9 protein-coding genes and 1 tRNA gene are annotated in these 12,160 nt (G+C 72.3%); 7 read left to right on the top strand and 3 right to left on the bottom strand.

The window, feature by feature from the left end; translation table 11 throughout:
* Positions 1 to 11: 11 nt before the first annotated feature.
* Positions 12 to 2,750 (top strand): Tat pathway signal sequence domain protein, encoded by a 2,739-nt coding sequence (locus ACFWJX_RS34140; protein WP_383250207.1) that lies wholly within the window; start codon positions 12 to 14, stop codon positions 2,748 to 2,750.
* A 19-nt stretch (positions 2,751 to 2,769) separates the two neighbouring features.
* Here ACFWJX_RS34140 and ACFWJX_RS34135 read toward each other — a convergent pair whose 3' ends face one another.
* On the bottom strand, positions 2,770 to 5,139 hold the full coding sequence (locus tag ACFWJX_RS34135) for an SCO7613 C-terminal domain-containing membrane protein (protein WP_383250206.1): 2,370 nt from the start codon (positions 5,137 to 5,139) through the stop codon (positions 2,770 to 2,772).
* Positions 5,140 to 5,197: 58 nt separating this feature from the next.
* Here ACFWJX_RS34135 and ACFWJX_RS34130 point away from each other — a divergent pair, with 58 nt between their 5' ends.
* Entirely contained in the window at positions 5,198 to 5,644 is a 447-nt protein-coding gene (locus tag ACFWJX_RS34130; RefSeq protein ID WP_383250205.1) for an SRPBCC family protein, read from the top strand.
* Positions 5,645 to 5,683: 39 nt separating this feature from the next.
* A tRNA-Val gene (locus ACFWJX_RS34125) sits at positions 5,684 to 5,755 on the top strand.
* Between the two features lie 64 nt (positions 5,756 to 5,819).
* On the opposite strand, the gene ACFWJX_RS34120 is transcribed toward ACFWJX_RS34125, so the two are convergent.
* Positions 5,820 to 6,545, bottom strand: a complete 726-nt coding sequence (locus tag ACFWJX_RS34120) for a 3'-5' exonuclease (RefSeq protein ID WP_383250204.1) — start codon at positions 6,543 to 6,545, stop codon at positions 5,820 to 5,822.
* Positions 6,546 to 6,738: 193 nt separating this feature from the next.
* Here ACFWJX_RS34120 and ACFWJX_RS34115 point away from each other — a divergent pair, with 193 nt between their 5' ends.
* From ACFWJX_RS34115 to thrS, 3 genes are all read left to right on the top strand, one after another.
* A complete protein-coding gene (locus ACFWJX_RS34115) occupies positions 6,739 to 7,305 on the top strand; it encodes a DUF4365 domain-containing protein (RefSeq protein WP_073493649.1) in 567 nt (188 codons plus the stop codon).
* The gene (locus tag ACFWJX_RS34110) at positions 7,302 to 8,537 is read left to right on the top strand and encodes a hypothetical protein (protein ID WP_383250203.1); all 1,236 of its coding nucleotides are present in this window, start codon (positions 7,302 to 7,304) and stop codon (positions 8,535 to 8,537) included. The genes ACFWJX_RS34115 and ACFWJX_RS34110 overlap by 4 nt, the downstream gene beginning before the upstream one ends.
* 91 nt (positions 8,538 to 8,628) lie before the next feature.
* Positions 8,629 to 10,605 carry a threonine--tRNA ligase gene (thrS, locus tag ACFWJX_RS34105; RefSeq protein WP_383250202.1) on the top strand — a complete coding sequence of 659 codons (1,977 nt, stop codon included), beginning with the start codon at positions 8,629 to 8,631 and terminating at the stop codon, positions 10,603 to 10,605.
* A 34-nt stretch (positions 10,606 to 10,639) separates the two neighbouring features.
* On the opposite strand, the gene ACFWJX_RS34100 is transcribed toward thrS, so the two are convergent.
* Positions 10,640 to 11,332 carry a potassium channel family protein gene (locus tag ACFWJX_RS34100; RefSeq protein ID WP_383250201.1) on the bottom strand — a complete coding sequence of 231 codons (693 nt, stop codon included), beginning with the start codon at positions 11,330 to 11,332 and terminating at the stop codon, positions 10,640 to 10,642.
* Between the two features lie 67 nt (positions 11,333 to 11,399).
* Here ACFWJX_RS34100 and ACFWJX_RS34095 point away from each other — a divergent pair, with 67 nt between their 5' ends.
* Positions 11,400 to 11,960, top strand: coding sequence for an HIT domain-containing protein (locus tag ACFWJX_RS34095; protein WP_086769000.1), 561 nt, complete (start codon positions 11,400 to 11,402; stop codon positions 11,958 to 11,960).
* Positions 11,961 to 12,160: the final 200 nt, after the last annotated feature.

The raw sequence follows: 12,160 nt of genomic DNA, 5'->3' as shown, positions 1-12,160 counted from the left end.
AAGGAATGGCCATGTCCCCCATCCCCCGCAGGTCCCTTCTCAAGGCGGCGGCCGTCGCCGGAGCCGCCGCCCAGTTCAGTTGGGCGCTAGGGGCGAAGGACGCCGAGGCCGCCCCCAGAACGGCGCCCGCGGACGCCGACCCGGTCACCCTCGACTGGTTGGAGGACGGCGGTCTCGGCGCCGCCCCCGGCTCCACGCTCGGCGTGCCCTGGCCGATGGGCACCTACCAGGAGGACCAGACCTTCGCGCTGACGGACGCCGGCGGCAAGGCCGTCCCCGTCCAGTCCTGGCCGATCGCCTACTGGCCCGACGGATCGCTCAAGTGGACCGCCCACGCGGTGAGTTCGGGCGAGGGCAAGCTCACCCTCGCCGCCGGGGCACCCGCCGCCCCCGCCAAGAAGGTCACCGTCGACAAGAGCGGCGGCACCATCGACGTATCGACCGGTGTGATCACCGCGAGGATCGGCAAGTCCGGCGCCACCCTCATCAAGTCGGTCACCCGCGGCTCCACCGAGATCGCCAAGAACGGCCGCCTGGTGCTGATCCGGCAGCCAGAGATCGAGGACGAGGACCAGGGCGCGGTCAAGACCGAGCGCTTCGACGGGGCCATCGACTCCGTCACCGTCGAGCAGGATGGCCCGGTCCGCGCGGTCGTCCGCATCGACGGCAAGCACCGTAAGGGCAACCGCAGTTGGCTGCCGTTCTCGATCCGCCTCTACTTCTACGCGGGCGCCGACTCCTTCCGCATGGTGCACACCATCACCTTCGACGGCACGCAGGAACCCGGCAAGGCCAGCGGCGACTTCATCCGCGGCCTCGGCGTGCGCTTCACCGTCCCGATGCGCGACCAGTCCTACGACCGTCACATCCGCATCGGCGGCGAGGGCACCGGTCTGCTGCGCGAGGCCGTCAAGGGCATCACCGGCCTGCGCCGGGACCCGGGCGCGGCCGTCCAGGCCGCCCAGTACGCGGGCGAGAAGCTGCCCGACCCGGCCACCTGGGACCAGCGGGTCACCACCCGGCTCCAGTACATCCCCGAGTGGGGCGACTACACCCTCTCCCAGCTCTCCGCCGACGGCTTCACCGTCCGCAAGCGCACCAAGAAGGGCCACGGCTGGATCGGCGCCGGCGGCGGCAAGCGCGCCTCGGGCTTCGGGTACGTCGGCGGCGTGAGCGGCGGATTCTCCTTCGGCCTGCGGGACTTCTGGGAGAAGCACCCCGCCCAGCTCGACATCCGTGACGCCCAGACCGAGGAGGCGGAGGTCACCCTCTGGCTCTGGTCGCCCGAGGCGCAGCCCATGGACCTGCGCTTCTACCACGACGGCATGGAGCAGGACACCTTCCCCGAGCAGCTCGAGGGCCTCAACATCACCTACGAGGACTACGAGCCCGGCTTCGGCACCCCCTACGGCATCGCCCGTACCTCGGAACTCCTCTTCTGGGCCAACGAGTCGACGCCGGCCCCCGCACAGCTCGCCGAACAGGTCGAGGCCGTCCGGGTGCTGCCCCAGCTGGCCGCCCCGCCCAAGCAGCTCATCAAGGCGCAGGTCTTCGGGCCGGGCCTGTACTCCGAGCCGGACCGCTCCACCCCCGCCAAGGCCAAGATCGAGGACCACCTCGACTTCCTCTTCACCTATTACAAGGACCAGGTGGAGCAGCGCCGGTGGTACGGCTTCTGGGACTACGGCGACATCATGCACACGTACGACACCGTGCGGCACCAGTGGCGCTACGACATCGGCGGCTACGCCTGGGACAACTCCGAGCTGTCGCCGGACCTCTGGCTCTGGTTCGCGTATCTGCGCAGCGGCCGGTCGGACATCTTCCGCTTCGCCGAGGCGATGACCCGGCACACCGGTGAGGTGGACGTCTACCACCTCGGTCAGTGGGCAGGCCTCGGCACCCGGCACGGCGTCCAGCACTACGCCGACAGCGCCAAGCAGCAGCGCATCGCCAACACGACGTACCGCCGCTACTACTACTTCCTCACGGCGGACGAGCGGGTCGGCGACCTCATGCACGCCAACGTCGACTCCGACGAGACGTTCCTCGTCCTGGACCCGATCCGCAAGATCCGCACCGAGCCGTACACCCCCGACCGGCACGCCCTGTCGATCGGCTTCGGCACGGACTGGAGCGGTCTGGTGTCGGCCTGGCTCACGGAGTGGGAGCGCAAGGGCCCCAAGTGGGAGAAGGCCAAGGCGCGGGTGCTCTCCACCATGGAGACGATCGCCGCCCAGCCCAACGGGTTCGTGCAGGGCACCGGCCTCTACGACCTGGACACCGGGAAGTTCGCCGTCTCCGACAAGCCGGCCGTCGGCGTCTCGCACCTCTCGGCCGTCTTCGGTCTCAACGAGCTCTGCGCCGAGCTGATCCACCTCGTCGACATGCCGAAGTTCAACGAGGCGTACTTCGACTACTGCCGCTACTTCAACGCCACCAAGGCCGAGCAGGCGGCACGCTACGGCTCCAACTTCGGCACCCTGCTCCTGTTCCAGGGCCACTCGCGCCTCGACGCGTACGCGGCCGTCAAGACCGGCGACGAGAAGCTCGCCAAGCGGGCCTGGGAGAAGTTCTACAACTCCGACGGCTACAAGGAGTCCGCGCCCTGGAAGACGGAGGCACTGAGCGGCCCCGCCACCCTGGTGCCGGGCAGCGAGGCCACCTGGGTGTCCACCAACGACACCGCGCTCTACGGCCTCGCCGCCATCGAGAACCTGGCCCTCCTCGGCCACAAGATGCCGTCGTAGAGGGCCGGTTGACCGAGGGCTAGTTCATCCTGTCCAGTACCTCCCGCACATGCCGGACGTCCCGGATCCGACGCTCGTACGTCGCACCCACGGCGAGCAGCAGGACTCCGGCGAGTGCGGGGGGTGCCCAGCGGGGGAGCGCGTCGGCCACCTGGACCAGATAGGGGGCCAGTTCGTGCAGGGCGTCCAGCACCAGCACCGAGCCACCGAGGACCAGCGGGGCCCGCAGCCGGTGCCGGGCGCCCAGCAGCGTGATCAGCAGGGCGGCAGCGCCCAGCAGCAGCGGGCGCGTCCACTCCGGGTCGCTCCAGGCCGCGGCCAGGCTCGGCAGCAGGGTCGCGGCGAGTCCGGGGCCGTACGCCGTCCAGGACCCGGTCAGCGGGTCGTGGTGCCGGCGCCAGGCGCCGACGAGCAGCGCGGGGACGGCCACGGGGAGGGTGTACGCCTCCGGGGTCGTGACGTCCCAGGCGGCGAGCCTGACCCAGGTGGCCAGCAGGAACAGGACGGCGGCCGCGTAGCCGGCCCGGCGGCGCTCGGGCCGGGCCGCCGTGCCCGCGGCGATCGCCCCGCAGGCCGCCAGCACCGTGGCCAGCATCGGCGGGTCGGTCACCGCGAGGCCCAGGGCGAGCACCGCGGCGGCGGCTCCGGCCGCCTCGACCGGCAGGGTCGCCGGTGACGCACCGAGCCGGGCGGCGGCCAGGGCCGCGACCACGGGCACGCAGACGACGAGCAGCGCCGTGTGCGGCGGCTGCCAGTCCGCCGCGGCGCCCGTCGCGCAGGCCAGCGCGGTGGCGTACCCGAGGGCGGCCGTCGCCGCGACCGGGGTGAGGCGCGGCCACCGGGACGCCGTCGCGCACAGCACGGTCAGCGCCGACAGGACGGTCAGGGTCGCCGACTGCGTGGCCAGGGACAGGAACGCGAAGTGGAGCGAGGTGGCCAGGGCGAGCCACGGCGTGGACAGGAAGACCGCCGCCAGCGTCACGGCACCCACCACCGACAGGGCTGCGGTGTAGGGCAATTGCAGCACCGCCGGAAGGGCCAGGCAGGCCGCCCAGGCAAGGAGCACCGCTCCGGTCCGTGCCTGCGAGCGCCAGGCCTCGTGCCGCACGGCCGGCGTGGCCAGGACACCGGCGACGGCCACCAGGACGAGGAGCGACTGCCCCGCGTACGGCGGCCACGGCGTGTGCACGGTGACCGCCGTGCGGGCGTCTGGCAGCCCGCCCGACCAGGGGCGTTCGACCCAACCGAGTGGGCCCAGCAGCGTGACGACGACCAGCGGCACGGCCCACAGCAGCGCCAGCGCCTGCACCGCGGCGGAGGCCCGGAGGAGACCCTGCCGCACGGGCTCGGGGAGCCGGTCCGCGCGCACCGCCGCCAACAGCGCGACGCCGAAGGCCAGATGGACCGGGACCGCCCAGCCGGCGGACAGCAACACCCGCAGCAGGCCACCGCCTGCCGCCACCAGCAGCAGGCCTCCGGCGATCGCCGTGCCCGAGGCGACGGCCGGCTCCGGCAGCCGCGCGGCGGCCACCAGGGCGATCACCGCCGCGAAGGTGAGGAGCGCCGCCGCACGGGCGGCGGCGCTCGGACCGGTGGCCGTCCAGGACAGCCAGCCGGCCGTCAGAACTCCCCAGCCGCCCAGGCCGTACGCACCGGCCGTGACCGTGACCCGGACGGCACCGGCCGTCACCCCGAACGCCAGCACCGCGTCGAGGCCGGCCGTCACCAGCATCGCCGTCGCGAGGCCGTACGGGTCCGCGCCGGCCGCGACCGCCCAGAGAACCAGGGGGAGTTGGGCCGCGACCAGCCCGGCGGGCAGCGGCAGCCGCAGCGCGCCGAGACCGCGGCCGTACGCCGCCCAGAGTGTGGCGAGCACCGCCGCGGCGACCGCCGCGTAGCCCGTGCCGTCGGTGTCCGTGAGGGCCGCCTCGTGCAGGGCGTAGGCGTCCAGCACCGTCAGCGCCAGGCCGAGACCGGCCACCGACTCCGCCGTCGAGCGCAGTCCGCGCCGCAGCAGCGGCACCGGCGCGGCGAGCACCGCCAGGGTGACCGTGCCCAGCACCAGGGCCCGCCCGGCGATCCCGAGGTGACCCCAGCTGACCAGCGTGAACGCGATCGCCGCGATGGTGAGCAGCACCCCGCCGAGCAGCAGGAGCACGTTCTGGACCCGCGGGGCGCTCGCCTCGGGGCGGGGCGCGGCCGTGGGCAGCGGCGGCTGAACCGGGCGCACGGACTGGAGCGAGGCGACCAGCCAGGCGCGGCGTGCGAGCAACTGAGCCCGGCGGGCTTCCAGTTGCCACAGCTCTGCGTCGAGGAGCCGCAGCTCCTCGGCCGGGGGCGGAATGTGCGTCATGGAACGGAGTGTGGCCCGCGTCACGCCGTACGGCATGAGCGCGGCTACTCAGGACGTACTCAGATCACGGCCCGCGGACGGGCACACTCGGCTCATGGACTGGAACCGCTACCGTTTCCTCAGCCGGTGGCCGCTGCCCGCGCCGCCCTCCGCCGTCTACGCGGCGCTGGAGCGGGCCGAGGACTATCCCCGCTGGTGGCCGCAGGTTCGCGAGGTGATCCGGCTGGGCGACACCACCGGCGTCATGACCATCCGCTCGCTCCTGCCGTACGCCATGACCTTCACTGCGCACGAGGTGCGACGGGACCCGGTGGCCGGGGTGCTGGAGATCGCGATGACCGGGGACATCGAGGGCTGGGCGCGCTGGACGGTCACCGCCCACGGCACCGGGAGCCTCGCCCGGTACGAGCAGGTCGTCGAAGTGACCAAGCCGCTGCTCAAGAGGTTCGCCGTGCCCGGACGTCCGCTGTTCCGCGCCAACCACCGGCTGATGATGCGGGCCGGGCGGCGCGGGCTGCTCCGGTATCTCGAAGCGGTTTGAAGGAAACCCTGGGGGACCTGTATTGTTCGGTGCGTTCCCGGGCGATTAGCTCAGTGGGAGAGCGCTTCGTTCACACCGAAGAGGTCACTGGTTCGAACCCAGTATCGCCCACCGGGAAAGGCCGGTCCGCAGCACGCGGACCGGCTTTTTGCATGCCGGTCGGCCGTCTCCCTCGTCACGCCGCCGCCGACAGTGCCGGGCGCAGGGGCCACGACGTGTCGACCGTCTCCGGGGTGCCGCTGCGCGCGAACCACGCCTGGAGCCCCCGGGCCTGCGCCGCGTGCCAGGACGCCTGGAGCGCGTGCAGCTCGGCGGGGGACAGCCGCTCCAGCCGGGCCGCGAAACGCCGCCCCAGCGCCCGTACGACCTCCAGCGCGGCCGTCGCGTCCGCCGCCGCGTCGTGCGCGTCGGCCAGCGTCACGCCGTAGTGCCCGCACAGGTCGGTGAGCGTGCGGCGGCCCTTGCGGTAGCGGTCCAGGTGCTTGTCCAGGACCCGTGGGTCCAGCACCCGCAGCGGCGCCGGCTCCAGCCAGTGCCCCAGTGAGGACGCGCGGTGCCGGCGCAGCTCGCGGTCGAGCAGCGTCAGATCGAACGGCGCGTTCATCACCACCAACGGCCGCCCGGCAGCCGCCTGTTCGCCGAGCAGCTCGGCTATCTCGTACATCACCGGCGCCGGCCAGCGGCCGTTGCGCTGAAGGTGATCGTCCGTCAGGCCGTGCACGGCCGTCGCCCCTTCGGGCACCGGCACGCCCGGGTTCACCAGCCACCGGCTCACCCTGGGCCGCAGGCCCGGCCCGTCCTGCACGACCAGCGCGGCCGACACGATCCGGTCGTTCTCGACGTCGACGCCCGTCGTCTCCGTGTCGAAGGCCGCCAGCGGCCCCTCGTACCAGCACGTCATACCACCACAACCCCTCTTCCACCCACGGCAGCTGACGCCCCGTCCTCTGCCGCTCTGGTGATACCCGGGCTGTTTGCGCCGTACGCCGCGAGGAGACAACAGGAGTACGGGTCTTGCCAGTTCAGGGGCTCGACGCGGAATCTCTCCCGGCCCCCGGTGCGGGGCTCCTCTCTGCTCGGAAGGCTGTCCGGTCATGGCGATAGCGCAGCCCGAGCGTGGCGGGCTGCTGCCCGAACGCACGGGCCCCCATCGCGGCTCACTCGCCACCACGGCGTGCATGGAGACACTCCAGGTCGGTTATCTCCACGCGGTCGCGGCGGCCGCGGGCTGTTCGCTGTCCCAGCCGTTCCCCGACAACGGCATCGACTGGCACGTCAGCCACAGCGCCCCCGGTCACACCGTCGACGACGAGGTGACCATCAAGGTGCAGCTGAAGGCCACGTACCAGCTCCCGCCCCACCCACCGGGGCGCTCCTTCTCCTTCACGCTCGACAACGACCACCTGCGCAAGCTCGCCCGCACCCCGGTGTCGGTGCACAAGATCCTCGTCGTGATGATCGTCCCCCGGTCGCGGGACCAGTGGCTGCGGGCCGGACACGACCGGCTCGACCTGCGGCACTGCTGCTACTGGGTCAACCTGGCCGGGCACCCGATCACCGGCCGGACGCGGACCACCGTGCGGATCCCGACCGCACGGATCTTCGACGACCGGGCGCTGTGCGAGATCATGACGCGGGTCGGGACGGGAGGCAGACCATGACGCACCGCCCACTGGACGAGCCCCTCGGGCCGGTACGGCCGCACCCCGTCGACTCCGCCTGGAACCGGCCGCCCGAGGCCGCCGAGGTCGACCCGGCCGTCCTCGGCGCCCTGCTGCGCCGGCACGGATGGCGGCGCCGCGGCGGCGCCGCCGGACGCTACGGCCGCTGGACCCCGCCCGGACCGGGCGGGGCCGGCACCAGCCTGCTCGTACCGGAGAACCGCGCCTTCCCCGACAGCGACGACCTGCTCGGCGAGGCGCTGCTGGCGCTGGCCCGCAGCCAGACGCCCGCCGCCCGCGAGGTGCTGGTCGCCCTCGCCGTACCGAGCGACGAGATCCGCTGGTGGCGGGAGACCCCGGCCGGGCCCGCGGAGGCGGCCGGAGCCGTCTCCTGGGCGGTCGAGGAGCAGCTGCGTGGCGCCGCGCGGCAGATGCTCCTCGCCGGCGCGCTCGCCACCCGCGCGCGGGCCGGCTACCACGGCGCCCGGCACCGGCGGTCGGCCGGCGCGATGCTGGAGAGCGTCCTCGTCGGCACCGCCGCCGACGGCCGCGGCCTGACCGCCTTCGCACCCGTGGCCACGGCCCGCGCCCTCGCCGTACGCCTCCACCAGGCGCTGTACGCCGTCCGCGAGGCCATCGACTACCAGCGCGCCACCGGCGGCATGGACGCCTTCGACAGCGCCGTCGAGGCCGGTGCCAGCCGCGAACTGACCGAGTCGCTCGTCGCCCTCGTCCGCGGCACCGAGGGAGCCCGGATCGCCGTCGAGTGGTCGCCCGCCGCCGGTGTCCCCGAGGACTGCGCCGCCACCGCCGAGCCCGTCGAGTTCTCCCCCGGAGACCTGCCCGCCCTGCGCGAGGCGGGCGCCCGTTACCTGCGCGAGGAACCCTCCGTGTCCGTACGGATCACCGGTACCGTCGTCCGGCTGCGCAGGTCCGGGCCGCGCGGCGAGGGCGGCGTACGGCTGCGGGTGATCGCCGGGGCCGCGGTCCCGCACGTCCGGCTCACCCTCGACGAGGAGGACTACCGCATCGCCGGCCAGGCCCACCTCGTCGGGCTGCCGGTGCGGGTACAGGGCCGGCTGGAGAGCCGGGGCGGCTTCCGCAGGATCACCGGCGCCCGCGGCGTGGTCCCCGTACAGGTGGACGACGCCGAACGGGACCGGCTGATGAAGTCGCTCCAGGAGACCGCGGAGATCACGGCCGTCTTCGAGGAGGCGTGCGGAGGGGACTGATTTCGCGGAGGGCGGTCCCGGGTCGGTACGATCGCCTATTGCGCGGCGATGGAATCTGGGCCGCGCTTCCGCCTTCAGTCAGGAGAGACCGGTGTCAGACGTCCGTGTGATCATCCAACGCGATTCCGAGCGGGAAGAGCGCACGGTGACGACGGGCAGCACGGCCGCCGACCTCTTCGCCGGTGAGCGCTCGATCGTCGCCGCACGCGTGGACGGCGAGCTGAGGGACCTCGCCCACGAACTGCGCGACGGGGCGACCGTGGAGGGCGTCGAGATCTCCTCCGAGGACGGTCTGAACATCCTGCGCCACTCCACCGCGCACGTCATGGCGCAGGCCGTGCAGGAGATCTTCCCCGAGGCCAAGCTGGGCATCGGCCCGCCGGTCAAGGACGGCTTCTACTACGACTTCGACGTCGAGAAGCCGTTCACGCCGGAGGACCTCAAGGCCGTCGAGAAGAAGATGCAGGAGATCCAGAAGCGCGGGCAGCGGTTCTCCCGCCGCGTGGTGACCGACGAGGCCGCCCGCGAGGAGCTGGCCGACGAGCCGTACAAGCTGGAGCTGATCGGCCTCAAGGGCTCCGCCTCGCACGACGACGGCGCGGACGTCGAGGTCGGCGCCGGTGAGCTGACCATCTACGACAACCTGGACGCCAAGACCGGCGAGCTGTGCTGGAAGGACCTCTGCCGCGGTCCCCACCTGCCCACCACCCGCCTCATCCCGGCGTTCAAGCTGATGCGCAACGCGGCCGCCTACTGGCGCGGCAGCGAGAAGAACCCGATGCTCCAGCGCATCTACGGCACCGCCTGGCCGTCCAAGGACGAGCTGAAGGCGCACCTCGACTTCCTCGCCGAGGCGGAGAAGCGCGACCACCGCAAGCTGGGCAGCGAGCTCGACCTGTTCTCCATCCCCGAGCAGATCGGATCCGGCCTCGCCGTCTTCCACCCCAAGGGCGGCGTCGTCCGCCGGGTCATGGAGGACTACTCGCGCCGCCGCCACGAGGAGGAGGGCTACGAGTTCGTCTACACCCCGCACGCGACGAAGGGGAAGCTCTTCGAGACCTCGGGCCACCTGGACTGGTACGCCGACGGCATGTACCCGCCCATGCAGCTCGACGAGGGCGTGGACTACTACCTCAAGCCCATGAACTGCCCGATGCACAACCTGATCTTCGACGCGCGCGGCCGCTCCTACCGTGAACTGCCGCTGCGCCTCTTCGAGTTCGGCACCGTGTACCGGTACGAGAAGTCGGGCGTCGTGCACGGTCTGACCCGGGCCCGCGGATTCACCCAGGACGACGCGCACATCTACTGCACGCGCGAGCAGATGTCGGAGGAGCTCGACAAGACGCTCACCTTCGTCCTCGGCCTGCTGCGCGACTACGGCCTGACCGACTTCTACCTGGAGCTGTCCACCAAGGACCCGGAGAAGTTCGTCGGCTCGGACGAGGTCTGGGAGGAGGCGACCGAGACGCTGCGCGAGGTCGCCGAGAAGCAGGGCCTGCCGCTCGTGCCCGACCCGGGCGGCGCCGCGTTCTACGGCCCGAAGATCTCCGTCCAGACCAAGGACGCGATCGGCCGCACCTGGCAGATGTCGACCATCCAGCTCGACTTCAACCTGCCGGAGCGCTTCGACCTCGAATACACCGGCCCGGACGGCTCCAAGCAGCGCCCGGTCATGATCCACCGCGCGCTGTTCGGCTCCATCGAGCGGTTCTTCGCCGTGCTCCTGGAGCACTACGCGGGCGCTTTCCCGGCGTGGCTGGCCCCGGTCCAGGCGGTCGGCATCCCGATCGGCGACGCGCACGTGGAGTACCTGGAGAAGTTCGCCGCGGCCGCCAAGAAGCAGGGGCTGCGGGTCGAGGTCGACTCCTCCTCCGACCGCATGCAGAAGAAGATCCGCAACGCCCAGAAGCAGAAGGTGCCCTTCATGGTCATCGCGGGCGACGAGGACATGTCGAACGGCTCGGTGTCCTTCCGCTACCGCGACGGCTCCCAGGAGAACGGCATCCCGCTCGACGAGGCCATCGCGAAGATCGCCAAGGTCGTCGAGGAGCGCACGCAGGTCTGATCCGTGCGATGCGGGACGTGGGGCCCTGGGGGAGTCAGCTCCCCGAGGGCCCCGTCCCGTCCGCGCCCTCGGCCCCGCGCCGGCCCGTCCGCTCGTCCTCGCTGGAGAAGACCTGGATCAGCCAGGAAGAGAAGGAACCGGTGACCGCGCCCAGCAGAGCCAGGCCGCACGCCATCAGACCGACCGCGATGAACCGGCCCGTCGGAGTGACCGGCGCGACGTCGCCGTAGCCGACGGTGGACAGGGTCGAGCAGGCCCACCAGACCGCGTCCCCGAAGGTGCGCATCTCGGTGCCCGGCGCCCCGCGTTCCTGGGCGTAGACGGCGAGCGCGCCGGCGAAGCCGAGCAGCACCGTCGACACCCCCGCGTAGACGATCACGCGCGCGTGCAGCGACAGCCGTGGCTCCCCGCGCCGGCGCAGTACGGCCTCGTAGAGCCGCACGATCCGCAGCGGGCGCAGCAGCGGCAGCAGCACCACCAGGGTGTCCAGCCAGTGCCGCCGCACGAAGCGCGGACCCTGTCCGCTGAGCCGCCAGCGCACCGCGTAGTCCACGGCGAACAGTGCCCAGGCCGCGAGGGTCACCGCCAGACAGAGGTCACGCCAGGCGTCGGGGAGGCCGGTGGCGAGGACGTGGACGGCATACCCGGCCAGGTACGCCAGCGAGGCGAGGGCGAGGGGCATCTCGGTGCGCCGTTCCCAGCGGATCAGGAGGCTGTCTGCGGTCATCGGCCCAGCTTGGCCCGCGTGCCTTTCGCGCTCACCCCGCCGACACGCCGAGAACGGGCGAAGCCATATGCTGCTTGGCATGACGAGTGAGCCGGAGCAGCAGATCGGAGTGGGGACGCAGGACGCGTTCCAGCGCCTGTGGACGCCCCACCGGATGGCCTACATCCAGGGCGAGAACAAGCCCACGGGCCCCGGAGCCGACGACGGCTGTCCGTTCTGCGCGATCCCGGCGAAGTCCGACGAGGACGGCCTGGTGGTCCGGCGGGGCGAGCACGTGTACGCCGTGCTGAACCTGTACCCGTACAACGGCGGTCACCTGATGACCGTCCCCTACCGGCACGTGGCCGACTACACCGGTCTGACCGGGCCGGAGACGGCGGAGCTGGGCGAGCTGACCAAGCAGGCCATGACGGCCCTGCGTACCGCGTCCGGCGCCCAGGGCTTCAACATCGGCATGAACCAGGGGGCGGTGGCGGGCGCCGGCATCGCCGCGCACCTGCACCAGCACATCGTGCCCCGCTGGGGCGGCGACACGAACTTCATGCCGGTGGTCGGCCACACGCGCGTGCTGCCCCAGCTGCTGGCGGACACCCGGAAGATGCTGGCGGAGGCGTGGCCGACTGCCTGAAGCGGTTTTCCAGCCCGTCCGGCGTCTGAGGACGAGGCCCTTCAGGCCGAAGCGGGGGTCTGGGGGCGCAGCCTCCGGCACACCGGCCCCCGGCACACCGGCCTCCGGCACACCGGCCTCCGGCACACCGGCCTCCGGCACACCGGCCTCCGGCACACCGGCCTCCGGCACACCGGCCTCCGGCACACCGGCCTCCGGCC

The sequence above is a fragment of the Streptomyces sp. NPDC058335 genome (genome assembly GCF_042723915.1).
GTDB lineage: Bacteria > Actinomycetota > Actinomycetes > Streptomycetales > Streptomycetaceae > Streptomyces.
This window is presented reverse-complemented; position numbering and strand designations above follow the sequence as displayed.